Raw genomic sequence first — 17,042 nt, 5'->3', positions numbered from 1 at the left:
CCTCGCAGCGGAACCTCTCAGCGAACTACGGCCCCCAGGAAGGGAGATGCCCGCATGCCCGAGTACGAGCAGATCGACTTCTCCGCGCTCGCCAACCAGGCCCGGCGGATCCAGGGCAGTGTGGCGGACGCACAGCTCGACCTGCACAGCATCGAGGCCACGGGCCACAGTTCGGACGGCATGGTCAGCGCGACCGTCTCGGCCGAGAGCCGGGTCGTGGACCTGCGCATCGACCCGTCGGTGATCGACCCGGACAACCCGGAGCGGCTGGTCCGGCTCCTCGTCGAAGCCGTCGACAGCGCCCACGACACCGTCACCGAGCAGCGCGCCCAGGCCGTGTCGGGCATCACCGGCGGCCTCCAGGACATCCTGGCCGGGCTGAACGGCGAGAAGACCGAGAACAAGAGGGCCTCCGTCGCACCGCGCTTCCCCGACCGCCGTTCCCGGCGATGACCGCGCCCGCGAGCCCGACCGACGAGGAGATCTGATGTCCCGGGTCATCTTCCACCGGCCCGCCAGGGTGGTGCCGCCCCCGCTGCCCACCGACCCGGTGGTGCTCTCCGCGCCGCCGCAGCCGGTCGGCAAGGACGGCAACGGCAGCTGGCTGATGCTGCTGATGCCGTTGCTGTCCAGCATCAGCATGGCCGCCTATCTGATGTCCGGTGGCCGCCGGATGCTGGTGCTGCTGGGCATCGCGTTCGTCGTGCTGTCCATCGGCGTCACCGTCGGCGTGCGGATGCAGATGCGCGGACAGGCCCGCAAGCAGAAGCTGCGCGCCCGCGACCGCTACCTGGACCACCTGGTCGAGGTGCGGCGCACCGCCCGGCAGGTGGCGGAGAGCCAACGCGCCGTCGCCGCCTGGCAGTTCCCCTCGCCGCACCGGCTGTGGGCGATCGCGTCCCAGCGCCGTCGGGTGTGGGAGCGCCGGGTGACCGACTCCGACTTCCTGAAGGTGTCGGTCGGTTCGGGCAGCGCGCCGCTGTCGACGCCCATCCGGATGTCCACCCGCAACGACCCGACCGTGGAGTACGACCCGCGCGCCAAGACGGCGGCCGACCGGCTGGTCGACTCGATGTCCGTGGTCGGCGACCAGCCCGCCGTGCTGGACCTGGCGAAGGCCGGTGTGGTCAGCGTCCTCGGGCCGCCCAAGGCGGCCCGCGAGGCCGTGCGCGCCCTGCTCTGCCAGATCGCCGTCCTGCACGCGCCGGACGACGTGGGCATCGCCGTCGCGACCGGCGGCGAGGACTGGAACTGGGCCAAGTGGCTGCCGCACACCCATGAACCCGACACCACCGGGGACGCCGGCGTGGTCCCGCTGGTAGCCGAGGACTTCGAAGGCATCGCCGACCATCTCCAGCAGGCACTGGAGGCGGCGGCCCAGCAGCCGTCCCGCCGGCTGACCCTCGCCGAGCGGGAGGGCCCGGACACCCGGCGCCGCCTGGTCGTCGTCCTCGACCGGTACCTGCCGCGGGCCGCCTGGGCCCGCTCGCCGCTCGCCGCCGAACTCCTCGCGGCGGCCGGCCCGCAGAGCGCGATCACCGTCATCTGCCTGGTGGAGCACGAGAACGACGAACCCACCCGCGCCGACGTCCGGGTACGTCTCGACGCACACGGCGCCGTCACCGTGGAGGGCCGCCGCGCCGACGCCCGCTCCGCGGTCGAGTCGGCCGTCGCGGCCCGCGCGGAACTGCCGTTGTGCGAGGCCGTCGCCCGGGCGCTGGCCCCGCTCGCGCTCTCCGCGGAGGGCGAGGAGATCCTCGCCCAGACCATGTCGCTGCCCAGCATGCTGGGCATCTCCGACCTGGAGAACTTCAGCCCCGAGTCCCTGTGGGTCGACGCGCAGGACGAGGGGGTGCTGCGCATGCCGATCGGCTTCGACAGCGGCGGCCGGCAACTCGTCCTGGACCTCAAGGAGTCCGCGCAGGGCGGCATGGGCCCGCACGGTCTGGTCGTCGGCGCCACCGGCTCCGGCAAGAGCGAGCTGCTGCGCACCCTGGTCACCGGCCTGACCATGACCCACTCGCCGGAACTCCTCAGCCTGGTCCTCGTCGACTTCAAGGGCGGCGCCACCTTCGCGGGCGTCACCGAACTCCCGCACGTGGCAGGCCTGATCACCAACCTGGTGGACGAGGTCGCCCTGGTCGACCGGGTCAAGGACGCCCTCGTCGGCGAACAGCAGCGGCGGCAGAAGATGCTCCGCGACGCCGGCAACATCGACAACGTCCGCGAGTACCAGCTGCGGCGGGCCGCCGGGGCCACCGGCCCGGACGGGCGCCCCCTGGAACCGCTGCCCTACCTACTGGTCATCGTCGACGAGTTCGGTGAACTGCTCGCCAACCGGCCCGATTTCATCGAGCTGTTCGTCCAGATCGGCCGGGTCGGCCGCTCCCTGGGCATCCATCTGCTGCTCGCCACCCAGCGCCTGGAGGAGGGGCGGCTGCGCGGCCTGGAGGCCAACCTCTCCTACCGGATCTGCCTGCGCACCTTCTCGGCGGCCGAGTCCCGGGTCGTCATCGGCACCCCGGACGCCTACCGGCTGCCGCCGATCCCCGGCTCCGCCTACCTCAAGGTCGCCGAGACGGTCCTGGAGCGGTTCCGCGTCGCCCATGTCTCCGGGACCCACCTCTCGGACGAGCAGCGCGCCCTCGCCGCCGGACCGCCGCCCACCGACCCCGTGCACTTCGCGCTGCGGCTGCCGCCCGACCCCGACGCGGAGCCGGAGGAGGAGCGCGAGCGGGTGCGGCCCATGCTGGAGGGGCCCAGCGAGATGCAGGTCATCGTCGAACGGCTGGGCACGGCAGGCCAGTTGGCCCACCAGGTGTGGCTGCCCCCGCTGCCCGGCGCGCTGGCCCTGGACGACCTCACCGGACCGGTCGTGGTCCGCCCGGAGCGGGGCATGACCGCCGACTGGTGGTCGCACAAGGGGGCCCTGCGCACCCCGGTCGGCGTCCTGGACGTACCGCTGCAACAGCTCCAGCAGCCGCTGGTACCGGACTTCGCCAAGGCCGGACACCTCGCGGTGGTCGGCGCCCCGCAGTCCGGCAAGAGCACCTTCCTGCGCACCCTGATGCTCTCCACGATGCTCACCCACACCCCGGCCGAGGCCCAGTTCATCTGCCTGGACTTCGGCGGCGGTTCGCTCCAGCCCTTCGAACGGGCCCCGCACGTCAGCGGGGTGGCCGGCCGGCACGACCCGACCCGGGCCCGGCGGGCGGTGGCCGAGGTCCGGCAGCTGATCGCCGAGCGCGAGCGGGTCTTCCGTCACCTCGGCATCGACTCCGCCGACGAGTTCCGCCGGCTGCGCAACACCGACCGGCTGCCCAAGGACATGCGCACCGCCGACGTCTTCCTGTTGATCGACAACTGGGGTGCGGTGCGCGGTGAGATGGAGGGCGTCGAAGCGGCCGTCCTGGACATCGCGGGCCGCGGTCTCGGTGTCGCCGTCCATCTGGTGCTGGCCGCCGGCCGCTGGGCCGACATCCGCACCGCCCTGCGCGACGCCATCTCGGCCCGTCTGGAACTGCGCCTCAACGACCCGGGCGATTCGGAGATCAACCGTCGTGCGGCCCGCGCCTTCGGGCTCGCCGCCCCCGGCCGCGGCATGGCGCCGCCCGGCATCCAGTTCCAGGTCGCCCTGCCCCGCCTCGACGGCAGGGACAGCGCCGACGGCCTCGCGGAGGCGCAGGAGGAGGCGATCGGCAAGCTCACCGCCTCCTGGTCCGGGCCGGTGGCCCCGCCGATCCGGATGCTGCCCGAGCGCCTCACCGCCGCCCAGCTGGCGGACCGGATCCGGGAGGACGACACCACCCCGGGCGTGCCGATCGGCATCGCCGAGGCCGACCTGGCCCCGGTCCGCCTGGACCTCACCAACGCCGACCCGCACTTCCTGGTCTTCGGCGACGCCGGCTGCGGCAAGTCCACGTTCCTGCGCGGCTGGATGAAGGGTCTCGCGGCCCGGCGCTCCGCCGTCGACGCGCGTTTCATCGTCGTCGACTACCGGCGTGCCCTGATGGGCGCGGTGGCCGAGGAGTACATCGGCGCCTACATCGGCGACGCCAACGCGGCCCAGGTCTACATCGAGCAGGTCGTCGCCAAACTCACCGAGCGGCTGCCCCCACCGAACGTGACCATGGAGCAACTGCGCAGGCGCGACTGGTGGACAGGACCGGAGTTCTACGTGGTGGTCGACGACTACGACCTGGTCGCCAACGGCCGTACGTCACCGCTCAATCCGCTGATGGACTTCCTGCCGCAGGCCCGTGAGATCGGCCTGCACCTGGTGGTGGCCCGCCGGGTCGCCGGCACCGCCCGCGGCTCGATGTCCGAGCAACTGCTCACGCGGGTGAAGGAGTTGGGCACCGCAGGCCTCGTCCTGTCCGGCGACCCGCGGGAGGGCGTGGTGCTCGGCAGCGAGCGCGCGGCACAGCGCCCGGCCGGCCGGGGCGTCCTGGTCGGCCGCCACACGCCGCCGACCCTGGTCCAGGTCGCCCTGGACGTCTGAGGAGCGGCCCCGGTGGGACGGAGGGGAAGCGGGAAACGTTCATCTCCGCCATCTCCGCGGAACCTCCGCCTCCCGGGTGATCGCTACGCTCCGCCGCATGCCAGCCCACGCGACGGCCCCGGCCGTCCGACGGCAGACCGGACTCGCCCTGCCGCTCCACGGTTCGGCGAACACCACCGCACGGCGCGGACGACCGAACGCCCCCACCCCGGCCCCGGCACACGGGGCCGCCCCGCGGGGAGCGGACCTCTCGGTCGCCGAGGGCGGGTCAGGCAGAGGCGCCACGGCGGTGCGGGGATTGCGAAAGGCCCCCGCCGGCATGGTCGGCGGGGGCCTGGTGTGCGACGGCGCGGGGCTGCGTCTCCGGTGGGAAGCACCGGGGGGGCTCTCTCCACGACACGGGGTACTCGCCCGTACGGGCGGCGCCGCCCGTCCCGCTCATCGGGAGGCGCGGCGCGGGCACGTCGGCGGGGCCGGGATTGTCGAAGACGGCGCGGTGCCGGGGCGGAGGGCGCTGAGAGCGCGAAGGGGACCCGGCTGGTCCCGGCGGCGGTCCGGAGGCAGGCTCCCGTCCCGAGGGAGTCCGCGCGCGGGCGGCGGCGGGGGAGTGCGGTGCCGGAAGGGGCCAGCGCGGGGGCCGTTCCGGCGTCCTCGGTCAGTGCGCGGCGACGGACGGCCGTACGGCGGCCGGGCGCCGGCCCGGATGCCGCTGGGCCTGGGCCGGGAGGCCGTGCCGGGCGCGCAGGGTCGCGCCGTTGCGGTCGCCCAGTGCCTCGCGCAGCGCCCGCAGGGCGTTGTGGGTACGGGACTTGACCGTGCCCTCGGGGACGTTGAGCACCTCGGCCGCGTGCCGGACCGGCTGGTGCAGGAAGTAGACCTGGGCCAGCACCGCGCGGTGCGTGGCGGACAGCCCGGCGAGCGCGGTGCGCAGCACCTGCCGGTCGAGGACCTGCTCCAGCGGCTCGCCCGCCACCGGGATCGACTCCAGCGGGTCGTCCTCCACCTCGGTGGGTCGCGACGAGCGGGCCCGCAGCATGTCGATCGCCAGCCGCCGCGACACCGTCAGCAGCCACGGCCGCACCGCCCGCGGGTCGTCGGGCAGGATGTCCAGATTGCGCCAGGCGCGCACCATGGTCTCCTGGACGAGGTCCTCCGCCGTCTGCCGGTCACCCTGGGTCCAGCCGAGCAGGCTGCGCATCAGGGAGTTCTTGTTGACGTCGTAGATCATCCGCATCTTCTCCTCCGCGGACCCCGGGACGGGGAACGTCTGCGGTGCGGAAGTCCGTGCCTCGGGTGCGAGTGCCGTCGTCATGAGCTGCCCCATCTGTTGCCGACCGATGGAACGAGCCTGCGGCAGCGCCGATACGGAGACATCCGTGAGCCTCACTGAGATCCCGGAGGCTCGGCGGACCGGCCGACTCAGTGAGCCGGGGCCGGCCGTGTGACCGAGGCCGCAGTTTTCCCAGGCGTCATCTGAAACGGAGTGGGATCTCACAGAGAGGCTCTAGAGTCATGAACATGCTCGGGCAACAGCTGCATCCGGTGATCGGCCGGGAAGCGGAGCAGGCCACTTTGGACCGGTTGGTCTCCGATGTCGTTGCAGGTCGCGGCGGGAGTCTCCTGATCGAGGGTGAGCCGGGCATCGGTAAATCGACTTTGCTTGCGCACGCCCTGGCCAAGGCTCGCGAGGTCGGCTGCGAGGTGTCGGCCGGGCAGTGCGACGAACTGGGCCGGCGGCTGCCGCTCTCCGTGATGACCCGGCTCCTGGAGATCGACCCCGGCTCGTCCGACCCCCGTCGCGCGGAGGCGGCGCTCGCCCTGGAACAGCCGCAGCAGGCGGCGGGCTGGACGATGAGGCTGCTCGCCGGGGACCCGGTGGTGGCGGCGACCGAACAACTCCTCGTGCTGGTCGACCGGTTGTGTGCGACAGGCCCGCTGGTGCTGGCGGTGGAGGACCTGCACTGGGCCGACGAGGCGAGCCTGCTGATGTGGCGTCGGCTGTGCCGGGCCTCCGTCCAGCTGCCGTTACTCGTCATCGGCACCTGCCGACCGGTGCCGGGCAACACCGAGCTGGAGCCGTTGCGCCGCGATCTGCGGTCCCGGGGCGGGCAGTTGATCTCGCTCGACCGGCTGCCCGAGGCCGAGGTCGCCCGGCTGACCGGGCTGCTCGCGCACGGCGAACCCGGCCCGGTGCTCGCCGAACGGCTCCGCTCCGCCGCCGGAAACCCGCTCTACGTAAGGGAGTTGCTGGACGCCCTCGCCCGCGTCGGCGCCCTGCGGACCACGGACGGCCGGGTGGAGCTGACGTCGGCCGGCCGGGACGTGGAGAAACTCACCGAACTGCGGGACGTGATCGCGGACCGCCTGGCCGGCCTCTCCGCCGACACCCAGGAGGCACTGCGCGCCGCGTCGTTGCTCGGGCCGGAGTTCTCGGTACGGGACCTGGCCGCGGCGGTGGGCCGCGGCACCGGCTCCCTGCTGGCCGTGGTGGAGGAGGCGCTCGGCGCCGCCGTGCTGGAGTCCGCCGGGTCCCGCCTCCGGTTCCGGCACGGCCTGCTGCGTGAGGTGCTGTACGAGGCGATGCCGCCCGCCCTGCGCACGGCGTTCCTGCGGCGCGCCGCACAGGAGCTGATGGCCTCCGGAGCCCCCGCGGAGCGGGTGGCCGAGCTGATCCTCCCGGTCCTGGACACGGCCGAGGACCGCGAGTGGGAGTGGCTCGCGGAGAACGCGGAGCGTCTCGTCGTACGAGCCCCGATCGCCGCCGCGGAACTCCTGGAGCACGCGGTGCGCCAGGCGGGCCCGGACGATCCGCGGCTGCCCGTGCTCACCGGCCGGCTGGCCGCGCTCTACTTCCGCATGGGCCCCCTGGACCGTGCCGAGGAACTGGCCCGCACCGTACTGCGGCAGACGGCCGACCCCGAGCTGCTCGGCCGGGTCAGATGGCTGCTCAGCACCATCGGGATGCGCACCGGACGCTACGAGGCCGTCGTCGAGAACTGGCGCGCCGCCACCAACGACCCCCGGATCGGCCCCGTCTGGCGGGCCCGGCTGCTGGCCCTGGTGGCGCTCGCCCGACAACTTCTCGGGCAGATCGGCCGGGCCCGGCTGGCGATGGCCGAGGCGCTGGACGAGGGCCGGAAGCTGAGCGACCCGACCACCGTCGGATACGCCCTGCACGCCGCCTCCGTCATCCGCAGCTGGCACGGCGACCAGGCCGGCGCGCTGGCCCTGAACGACGAGGCGCTGGCGGAGGTCGGCACCGACCCGGACCTCGTCGACCTGCGGCTCATCCTGCTCGGCAAGCGGGCCACCGACCTGGACGGCGTCGACCGCCTCCAGGAGGCGGAGGAGGCGCTCACCCGGGCCCGTACCCTCGCCGAACGGGTCGGCGCGACCCGGCTGTCGATGACCCTCGTACAGGGGGCCGAGCGGTACTACGAGCACGGCCGCTGGGACGACGCGCTGGCGGTGCTGGACGAGGTCACCGACCTCCCGCCGCTGTGGCGGCTCGCCCGCCGGGGCCTGAAGGCGCTGATCAGCGCCCGCCGCGGAGAGTGGGAGGAGGCGGCCGGGTTCCTGGACGCCCCGATCGGCGGCCGGGCTCCGGGGCAGGGACCCGTCGCCGCGGGACACCTGCTGCTCGCTCGCGGCCTGGTCGCCGAACGGGCGGGCCGGCTCCCCGAGGCCGTCGAGGCGCTCATGGGGCTGATGGCCGAGACCTACGCACACGATCTGGGGAACCACCCGGAGTGGCTGCCCGCCCTGGTCCGGCTGGCGCTGGCCGCCGAGGACCGGCAGACCGCGAGCGCCGCCGGGATCGCCGCCCGGCAGGCCGCCGACCGCAGGCCGCGGCCACGGACCCTGGCCGCCGCCGACTGGTGCGCCGGGCTGCTCGACCAGGATCCGGCCCGGCTGACCGCCGCCGTCGGCTACCACCGGGGCGCCGACCGGCAGCCGGATCTGGGCAACGCCCTGGAGGACCTCGCCGTGGTCCAGGCCGCGTCCGGCGAACTCGACGCGGCCCGCGCCTCGTTCGGCGAGGCCCTCGCGGTCTGCGCCGAGCTGGGCGCGGACTGGGACGCCCGCCGGGCCGCCGCCCGGCTGCGCCCCTGGGGCGTGCGGGCCGGCAGCCGGGCCCCGCACGTGCGGCCGTCGTTCGGCTGGGAGGCGCTGACCGCGACCGAACGGCGCGTCGCCGACCTGGTCGCCGAGGGCCTGTCCAACCCGGACATCGCCACCCGGCTGCTGCTCTCGCGGCGCACCGTGGAGACCCATGTCTCGCACATCCTCACCAAGTTGCAGGTACGTTCCCGGCGCGAGGTCGGCGCCGCCGCGGACCCCGGCTCCGGCCCCGGACGAGCGGAGGCACGCGGCTGACGGGTCACCCGGGTGCGCGGCGGACCAACGGCAGCTCGTGGACGCCGTAGATCATCTTGTCGTGGCGGAAGGCCAGCGTGTCGCGCGGCACGGCGAGCCGCAGTGACGGCAGCCGCCGGTGCAGGGTGCCGAGGGCGATCCGGAGCTGGGCGCGGGCGAGATGGTGGCCCAGGCACAGGTGCCGGCCGAAGCCGAAGGCGAGATGACCGCGGGCGTAGCGCCCGAGGTCCAGCCGGTCCGCGTCCGGGAACACCTCCTCGTCATGACCCGGGCCTTGACCGAGGTGCCCACCGCCTCCGAATGGCCGGCCGACTGCATCGTCAGCGCCGCGTCCCGCAGGAACGGGTCGCCCCGGAACGGGACTCCGAGGACCTCGAAGAGCACCAGCAGGGTCACCGGGGTGGCGAAGTCCGCCACCAGGTCGAACCGCCCGGGTCCGCGGAGCAGCGCGTCGACGCGCTCGTCCACGACCCGCCGGATCATCGGCTGGAGGGCGTCGGTCCGCCGTGCCGCGAAGTCCGGGATCACCAGTCGGCGCAACCTGCCGTGACCGGGATCGTCCATGTCGATGAAGGCCCGCTCCCGCGACCGCATCGCCTTCGAACTCGCGCTGCGATGAGGGAACCCCGGCAGGTCGGTGTCGGAGCTGAACCGCTCGCTGTCCAGCAGCACGGCCCGCTGGTCCGCGTGCCGGGTCAGCAGCCGGGCGACGCCGCCGTCCCACAGCCGCCCCCGGCACACGGGCGCCTCCCGGCGCAGCCGGTACAGGCCCGGCGGGGGATCGAAGGGCCGTCCGGGTGCCCGGGGCATCGGGAAGGACGGAACGACTCTGCCATCAGCAACCATGACCCACTCGCCGGTTCGGCACCGCAGTACGTGTCGCGCCGACCGGCCTCGGGGCAGCCGTCGTCCGCACTCCACCCAAGGTAGGAACAGGGCCCGGCCGGCCGCCAGGTCCCCGTTCGGGGATCTGTGCCTGTCCTCGCGAGACGGCCGTACGGTTGCGCTGCGCTCGTCCAACTCGCCCGCGCGGTAAGGCAGTTCATCATCCGAGGACGAGGCGGTTCACGCCCCCGCCCGGCACCGCGCATGCTCCCGCCCGCGTACCCGGCGTGCGTCCACGCCGCGGCCCACACCCCGGAGGTACCGCGTGACCAGCATCCCCATCGAGACCGTGACCCTCGACAGCGACGGCGGCAGACGGCTGTACGAGCAGGCGGACGAACTCCGTGCCGCCGGACCCGCCGTCCGCGTGCGCATGCCCGAGGACGTCGTCGCCTGGTCGGTCACCCGCGGAGACATCGCCAAGCAGCTCCTCGTACACCCGCACGTCTCCAAGGACGCCCGCAGGTCCTGGCCCGGACACCAACCCGGCGCCGTACCCTGGCTCTATCCCTGGGTGGACGTGATCAGCATGTTCACCTCCGACGGCGACGACCACGCGCGGCTGAGGCAGCTGCTCGGCAGGGCCTTCACCCCGCGCAGGATCGAGGAACTGCGGCCCGCGATCGAGGCCGTCGTCACCGACCTCCTGGACGACCTGGCGGCCCGTGGCGCCGACCAACGCGTCGACCTGCGCGCCGGGTTCGCGCACGGCGTGCCCACCCGGGTCATCTGCGACCTGTTCGGCGTCCCCGCCGACCAGCGGCCCGAGATGCTCCGCATCATGGGCGACGTCTTCGCCACCGACGTCACGCCCGAGCACTCCGCGGCCGTGGCCAACGACCTCTACGGCGCGATGCGGACCCTCGTCGCGGCCAAGCGCAGCGCCCCCGCCGACGACCTGACCAGCGTCCTGCTGACCGCCCAGGAGGAGGACGGCGACCGGCTCAGCGAGACGGAACTCGTCTCCACCCTGATCGCGATGATCGGCGGCGGCAGCGAGACCACCGTCTCCCTCGTCGACGCCGCCGTACGCGAACTCCTCACCCACCCCGACCAGCTCGCCGCCGTCCTCGCCGAACCCGCCCGCTGGGCCGACGTGATCGACGAGACGCTGCGGCTGCACCCGCCGATCATGCACCTGCCGCTGCGGTACGCCACCGAGGACATCGACCTCGGCGAGGGCGTCACCGTACGGGCCGGGGACGCCATCCTCATCGCCTTCGGCGCCCACGGCCGCGACCCCGGCATCCACGACGACCCGGCCGCCTTCCACATCGACCGCGCCGACAAGCAGCATCTGGCCTTCGGCCACGGCATCCACTACTGCGTCGGCGCCCCGCTCGGCAGGCTCGAAGCCGAGATCGCCCTGCCGGCCCTGTTCGCCCGCTTCCCCCGGCTGGCCCTCTCCATCGCCCCCGACGAGCTGGAGCCCCAGCACTCCTTCATCGGCAACGACCTCGCCGAACTGCCCGTGATCCTGGGCCCCGCCGCGTAGCGGAGCCTGCGCCCCGCACACACGACAGCGCCACCCCGGCCGGGCTCCCGTCGGCAGGGGTGGCGCTGTCGTGCGGGTCAGACCGCCTTCGCCTCGGCGATGCGCATGGTGCCCGAGGTCTCCGTCATCCCGGTGAACCGGAATCCTGCGGTGTCGAGGAGCGCGGACAGTTCGCCCTCGGTGCGTTCACGGCCGCGGGTGAGGGCGAGCATGATGACGTCCATCGTGAGCGCCGCCGGGGCCGGCCGCTCGTCGGGCAGCACGTTCTCGATGACGAGCAGGGTGGCTCCGGCGGCGGCCGACCTCCGGACCGTGGCGAGGATCCGCGCGGCCCGTTCGTCGTCCCAGTTGTGCAGGACGTGCATCAGCACGTAGGCGTCGGCGGCGGGCACCTCGTCGAAGAAGTCCCCGGCGCGCAGCGCCAGCCGCGGGTGGTCGGCGAAGCCCAGGGCCTCGATGACGCCCGGCTGGTCGAACAGGACTCCCTCGGCGTCGGGGACGGCGTCCAGGATGCCCCGCAGGAGGTGCCCTCTGCCCCCGCCGATGTCGGCGATCACGCCGAACGGCGTGAAGTCGTAGGTCTCGACGACCGCCGGGCCGTCCGCCGCCGCCTTCGAGGTCATGGCGTGGTTGAAGATCTCGGCGTCGTCGGGCTGCTCCCGCAGATAGGCCCACAGCCCGCCGGCCCGGAGCACCTCGATGGCCGGCTCCCCGGTCATCACCGTGTGCTCCAGCAGCGAGAGGCTGTCCAGGTGCAGCGGCAGCCCCATCAGGCGGAGCAGCGGGCGCGCGCTCATCGGGTGGTCGTCCCGCAGCACGCGGGACGCTTCGGTGTGCGCGTAGCCGCCGTCCCGCTCCTCGAAGACGCCGAACGAGGTGAGCAGGCGCAGCACCCGGTCGAGCGCGCCGGGAGCGGCCCCGCAGGCCGCCGCGAGCTTGCCGACGGGGACCGGCTCGTCGTCGACGAGATCGGCGACGCCGATCTCGGCTGCGACCTGCAGACAGCGCGCCGGGTAGGCGCCGTACGCGAGCGCGTGGATCGTCTCGGGGGATTGCTGGGTCATGACGGGCAGGGTTCCCTCTCGTCGGTGGCCGGGCACGTCCGGATCGCGTGGGACAAGAAGGTAGGAGCGGCGCCCCGACGCCCGACAGGTCTTCGTTCGGGGATCTGGGAATGTCCCCGGGGTACGGCCGTACGGTGTCGACCGGCATCAGCCAGGGCCGCGGCCCGCTTCCGGGCCCGGACCCCGGACCGAGAGGCGGCCGATGAGCGCGCACCGCAACGGGGGTACGACCACCAGCCGTACGCCCCTGCCCCGGCCCTCCAGTGCCACGCCCCCGCCGGCCCGCCCGGTCCCCTCCGTCGCGCCCGTCCTGGACGAACTGGCCGAGGTCTACGCCGGGTTGGTGCTCGGTGTCCGCGGCTACGTGCGCAAGGACGGCCTCGAGAAGGTCTGCCTCGGCGTCTCCGGCGGGATCGACTCCGCGCTCGTCCTCCTCGCGGTCGACGCGCTCGGCGCAGGCCACGTCGAGGCGCTGCTCATGCCGTCCCGCTACAACTCCGCCGAGACCAGGGCGGACGCCCGCCGCCGCGCCGACAACCTGGGCGTGCGCAGCCACGAGATCTCCATCTTCTGGTTCGCGGGTTTCCCCGTCCCGCTGCGCGGCGGCACCGGAGCCCCGGTCCGGGCCGTGGCCTTCCCGCGGACCGGCAGCTGAGGGCCGGGGGGATCCACACCGTCATGTCCGTCCAGCTGATCGCGCCGCGGAGCGTGTGGCACCTGCACGGCTTCCGCCTGCTGCTCCTCGACCGGCTGCTCGCCCCCGCCGCGACGGCCGTCTCGACGGTCGCCGTCTCCTTCGCCGTCCTCGGCCTCACCGGCTCCGTCGCCGACCTGTCGCACGTGCTGGCCGCCCAGGTCCTCCCGGCCCTGCTGCTCATGCCGGTCAGCGGAGTCCTCGCGGACCGGTTCGGCGCCCAGTACGTGATCGCCGCGGCCTGCCTGCTCACCGCGTGCTGCGAAGGCACCCTCGCCTGCCTGCTGCTGACGGGACGCCCCGGCATCGGGCAGATCATGCTGCTGGAGGCCGGCACCGGATCGGCCCTCGCGATGTTCCTCCCCGCCTCGACGGCGCTCCTGCCCCGCCTGGTGCCGGACGCGGAGCTCCAGCGGGCCAACGCGATCAGCAGGCTGGCGACGAACGGGGCGACCGTCGGCGGCGGCGCGTTCGCCGGGGTGGCGGTGGCCTCCTTCGGCCCCGGCTGGGCGCTGGCCGCGGACGCGGCCGCGATGCTCGCCGCGGCCGTCCCCAACCTGCTGATCCGCACCGCCCCGAACGCCTTCCGCCCCGTTCCCGGCCTGCTCGGCGAAGCACGCGAGGGCTGGCGGGAGTTCCGCTCCCACACCTGGCTGTGGGTCATCGTCCTGCAGTACTCGCTGGTCTTCATGGCCTGCGCGTGGGGGTACAGCGTGCTCGGTCCCGTGGTCGCCCGGGACAGCCTGGGCGGTTCGGCCGCCTGGGGCGAGATCCTGGTCGCCGAGTCGCTCGGACTCGTCGTCGGGGCCTGCGCCGCGACCCGCTTCACCACCCGGCGGCCCCTGCGGTTCGTCACCCTGTGCGGAGCGGCGGTCGCCGCGCCCACGCTGGCCCTGGCGCTGCTCCTGCCGCTCTGGCTGATCTGCGCGTTCTCGTTCGGGACCGGGGTCCTGGTGGAGCTGATGATGGTCCAGTGGAACGTGGTCATGGCCCGGACCATCCCGGCGGACCGGCTCGCCCGGGTCGGCTCGTACGACATGCTCGGCTCGGTGGCCGCCACACCGCTCGGGGCGCTGCTGGCGGGCCCGCTCGCGGCCACCATCGGAATCCGGCCGGCCCAGTTCGCGGCGGTGCTGCTGGCGGTCGCGGTCACCCTGCTCGCCCTGGCACCGAAGGAGATCCGCGCGGAGGCGGGCCGGGCCGCCGCGAACCGCTGACCCGATGGCTGGCATCGCCGATACGCGTTTCCGCCGTACCGCCGCGCTGCCTAGCGTGACCCGGGTACCGCCGTTCCCCGCAGCCCGTGTGCGACAAGAGGAGCTCCGCCATGAGCCAGCCGCCCCGCCGGATCGTCACCGGTCACGACGAGACGGGTACCTCCGTGTTCCTCTCCGACGGCGAGCCGCCCGTCATCCGCACCGCGCCCGACGGCGCTGCCTTCTACGAGATGTGGAACACCGACTCCGTACCGGCCCCCCTCGCGGCGGACGAGCCCGAGCCCACGCAGCGCGACCTGACCGTGCCGCCGGCCCCCGGCGGCACCAAGATCCGGGTCAACGAGTTCCCGCCGGGCTGCGTCTCCCCGACGCACCGGACCCAGACCGTGGACTACGGCATCGTCCTCGACGGCGAGGTCGTCCTGGTCCTCGACGACTCCGAGCGGGTGCTGCGCGCCGGGGACGTGGTGGTCCAGCGCGGCACCGACCACCGCTGGGAGAACCGCACGGCCACGGCGGCCCGCATGGCGTTCGTCCTGGTGGACGGCGTCTTCACCGAGCCCCTGCTGAAGGTCCTGGGCACGGGGGTGCTCGACTCCCTGCACGGCAGTCCGCTGGCGCCCGACGAGAGCTGACACCGGTCACGGCGGGCCGCCGCCATTCCCAATTTCTGGAACACGTTCTACGGTGTGCGCCGTCAGGACCGCCCTTGGGGAGCCTGGAGGCGCCGTGCACCTCGACCACACGCCCGAGCAGCAGCGGCTGCGCACCGAACTGCGCGCCTACTTCGCCGGCCTGGTGCCGGAGAACGCCTACGCCCGCTACGCCGACCCGGCCGCGCAGAAACGCTTCTACCGGGAGACCGTCCGCCGCCTCGGCACCGACGGCTGGCTCGGCGTGGGCTGGCCGAAGGAGTACGGCGGCCGTGGCCTGACCGCGATGGAGCAGTTCATCTTCTTCGACGAGGCCGCCCAGGCCGGCGTGCCGCTCCCGCTGATGGCGCTGAACACCGTCGGCCCGACGATCATGCAGTACGGCACCGACGAGCAGAAGTCGTACTTCCTGCCCCGCATCCTCTCCGGCGAGATCGACTTCGCCATCGGCTACAGCGAACCCGACGCCGGCACCGACCTCGCCGCCCTGAGGACCCGGGCCGTACGCGACGGCGACGAGTACGTCGTCAACGGCCAGAAGATCTGGACCACCAACGGCGACACCGCCGACTGGGTCTGGCTCGCCACCCGCACCGACCCCGAGGCCCCGCCGCACAAGGGCATCACCATGCTCCTGGTGCCGACCACCGACCCCGGCTACTCCTGCACGGTGATCAACACCCTCGCCTCGCACGACACCACTGCCAGCTACTACGAGAACATCCGTGTCCCCGTCGCCCGCCGGGTCGGCGAGGAGAACCGCGGCTGGCGGCTGATCACCAACCAGCTCAACCACGAGCGCGTCACCCTCGCCGCCCACGGCACCATGGCCATCCGCGCCCTGCACGACGTGCAGCGCTGGGCCATGGAGACCAAGCTCGCCGACGGCCGCCGGGTCGTCGACCTGCCCTGGGTACGGCGCAACCTCGCCCGCACCCACACCCGTCTCGACGCCATGAAGCTCCTCAACTGGCAGATGGTGAGCGCCGTCCAGGAGGGCACCCTCACCCCGCAGGACGCCTCCGCCGTCAAGGTCTACGGCTCCGAGGCACGGCGCGACGCCTACGCCTCGCTGATGGAGGTGGCCGGCGCGGCCGGGCCGCTCAAGGAGGGCTCGGCGGGCGCGGTCCTCCACGGCGACCTGGAGCGCGGCTACCGCTCGGCGGTCATCTTCACCTTCGGCGGCGGCAACAACGAGATCCAGCGGGAGATCATCTCCTGGATCGGACTGGGGATGCCACGGGTACGGCGTTAGCCTGCCGGTATGGACGGTGACGCCGGGCTCTTCACCCCCGACTCCGTGACCTGGCACCTGCACGGCGACCCCATGATGTGGATCGCCGGCATCCGGGCGCTCTACCTCCAGGCGCTGCACCCGCGCGCCGTGCGCGGCGTGATGGAGAACTCGGACTTCCGCAGCGACGCCTGGGGCCGCCTGATGCGGACCGCGACCTACGTGCGCACCACCGTCTACGGCACCACCGAGGACGCCGAGCGCGCCGGAGCCAGGGTACGGAAGATCCACAGCATGCTGGGCGCCACCGACCCCGACACCGGCGAACGGTACGGCGTGGACGAACCCGAGCTGCTGCTGTGGGTGCACTGCGCCGAGATCGACTCGTACCTGCACGTCGGCCGCCGCTCCGGCATCCCGCTCACCGACGCGCAGGCCGACCGGTACATCGCCGAACAGCGCGCCCGCGCCCGCCTGGTGGGCCTCGTCACCGACGCCGTACCCGGCGACCGGGCGGCACTGGCCGCCTACTTCGAGTCGGTACGGCCGGTACTCGCCGTCGGCGCCGACGCCCGCGCGGTGGACGAGTTCCTGCTCCGCCCGTCGACGCACCCGCTCCTGATACCGGCGCGCGAGGTGCTGTGGCGGCGCGTGGCCCACCTCGCGTACGCCTCCCTGCCGCCGTACGCCCACGAGCTGTACGGCAGACCGGCCCCGGAACCCGCCGTCGTCACCCGCCGACTGCGCGCCACCGGCACCCTGCTGCGCTGTGTTCCCGCACGTCTGCGCTGGCAACTCCCGCCGAAACACATCCTGGACGCCATCGCGAGGCTCGGCCCGGGCGCACGCCCCGCACCGTACAAAGTCGGGCGATAGACAGCCATACTGGGCGAGCAGGGGGGTGTCACGGACCGCGACGGGG

The 17,042-nt window shown here is 73.5% G+C and carries 13 protein-coding genes; 10 read left to right on the top strand and 3 right to left on the bottom strand.

Annotated elements, in window-relative coordinates; genetic code table 11:
* Positions 1 to 54: 54 nt before the first annotated feature.
* Both ACGF5O_RS41490 and eccCa read left to right on the top strand, forming a co-directional pair.
* Positions 55 to 453 carry a YbaB/EbfC family nucleoid-associated protein gene (locus ACGF5O_RS41490; protein WP_393815115.1) on the top strand — a complete coding sequence of 133 codons (399 nt, stop codon included), beginning with the start codon at positions 55 to 57 and terminating at the stop codon, positions 451 to 453.
* A gap of 34 nt (positions 454 to 487) precedes the next feature.
* Positions 488 to 4,501, top strand: a complete 4,014-nt coding sequence (gene eccCa, locus ACGF5O_RS41485) for a type VII secretion protein EccCa (protein ID WP_393815114.1) — start codon at positions 488 to 490, stop codon at positions 4,499 to 4,501.
* A gap of 655 nt (positions 4,502 to 5,156) precedes the next feature.
* On the opposite strand, the gene ACGF5O_RS41480 is transcribed toward eccCa, so the two are convergent.
* A complete protein-coding gene (locus ACGF5O_RS41480) occupies positions 5,157 to 5,813 on the bottom strand; it encodes a sigma-70 family RNA polymerase sigma factor (RefSeq protein WP_393815113.1) in 657 nt (218 codons plus the stop codon).
* Between the two features lie 206 nt (positions 5,814 to 6,019).
* Here ACGF5O_RS41480 and ACGF5O_RS41475 point away from each other — a divergent pair, with 206 nt between their 5' ends.
* The gene (locus ACGF5O_RS41475) at positions 6,020 to 8,878 is read left to right on the top strand and encodes an ATP-binding protein (RefSeq protein ID WP_393815112.1); all 2,859 of its coding nucleotides are present in this window, start codon (positions 6,020 to 6,022) and stop codon (positions 8,876 to 8,878) included.
* Between the two features lie 4 nt (positions 8,879 to 8,882).
* Here the strand turns inward: ACGF5O_RS41475 and ACGF5O_RS41470 are convergent, their stop codons facing one another.
* Positions 8,883 to 9,131: a cytochrome P450 gene (locus tag ACGF5O_RS41470; RefSeq protein WP_393815111.1), complete on the bottom strand. Its 249-nt coding sequence runs from the start codon at positions 9,129 to 9,131 to the stop codon at positions 8,883 to 8,885.
* Positions 9,132 to 9,140: 9 nt separating this feature from the next.
* On the opposite strand from ACGF5O_RS41470, the gene ACGF5O_RS41465 reads away from it, so the two are divergent.
* Both ACGF5O_RS41465 and ACGF5O_RS41460 read left to right on the top strand, forming a co-directional pair.
* A complete protein-coding gene (locus ACGF5O_RS41465) occupies positions 9,141 to 9,428 on the top strand; it encodes a hypothetical protein (RefSeq protein WP_393815110.1) in 288 nt (95 codons plus the stop codon).
* Positions 9,429 to 10,028: 600 nt separating this feature from the next.
* The gene (locus tag ACGF5O_RS41460; protein WP_393815109.1) at positions 10,029 to 11,258 is read left to right on the top strand and encodes a cytochrome P450; all 1,230 of its coding nucleotides are present in this window, start codon (positions 10,029 to 10,031) and stop codon (positions 11,256 to 11,258) included.
* Between the two features lie 77 nt (positions 11,259 to 11,335).
* On the opposite strand, the gene ACGF5O_RS41455 is transcribed toward ACGF5O_RS41460, so the two are convergent.
* Complete coding sequence (locus tag ACGF5O_RS41455; protein WP_393815108.1) at positions 11,336 to 12,322, bottom strand: methyltransferase; 987 nt, start codon at positions 12,320 to 12,322, stop codon at positions 11,336 to 11,338.
* A 202-nt stretch (positions 12,323 to 12,524) separates the two neighbouring features.
* On the opposite strand from ACGF5O_RS41455, the gene ACGF5O_RS41450 reads away from it, so the two are divergent.
* The 5 genes from ACGF5O_RS41450 to ACGF5O_RS41430 all read left to right on the top strand — a co-directional run bounded on the left by ACGF5O_RS41450 (position 12,525) and on the right by ACGF5O_RS41430 (position 16,996).
* Positions 12,525 to 12,977 (top strand): hypothetical protein, encoded by a 453-nt coding sequence (locus tag ACGF5O_RS41450; RefSeq protein ID WP_393815107.1) that lies wholly within the window; start codon positions 12,525 to 12,527, stop codon positions 12,975 to 12,977.
* A 23-nt stretch (positions 12,978 to 13,000) separates the two neighbouring features.
* On the top strand, positions 13,001 to 14,233 hold the full coding sequence (locus ACGF5O_RS41445) for an MFS transporter (RefSeq protein ID WP_393815106.1): 1,233 nt from the start codon (positions 13,001 to 13,003) through the stop codon (positions 14,231 to 14,233).
* Between the two features lie 110 nt (positions 14,234 to 14,343).
* Entirely contained in the window at positions 14,344 to 14,868 is a 525-nt protein-coding gene (locus ACGF5O_RS41440) for a cupin domain-containing protein (protein WP_393815105.1), read from the top strand.
* A 94-nt stretch (positions 14,869 to 14,962) separates the two neighbouring features.
* Entirely contained in the window at positions 14,963 to 16,141 is a 1,179-nt protein-coding gene (locus ACGF5O_RS41435; RefSeq protein ID WP_393815104.1) for an acyl-CoA dehydrogenase family protein, read from the top strand.
* Between the two features lie 9 nt (positions 16,142 to 16,150).
* Positions 16,151 to 16,996, top strand: coding sequence for an oxygenase MpaB family protein (locus ACGF5O_RS41430; protein WP_393815103.1), 846 nt, complete (start codon positions 16,151 to 16,153; stop codon positions 16,994 to 16,996).
* The last annotated feature ends 46 nt before the right edge of the window (positions 16,997 to 17,042 follow it).

It is taken from the genome of Streptomyces sp. NPDC048291, from assembly GCF_043201715.1.
Lineage (GTDB): Bacteria > Actinomycetota > Actinomycetes > Streptomycetales > Streptomycetaceae > Streptomyces.
Note: the sequence above shows the minus strand (reverse complement) of the source record. Positions and strands in the feature narration are given on the sequence as shown.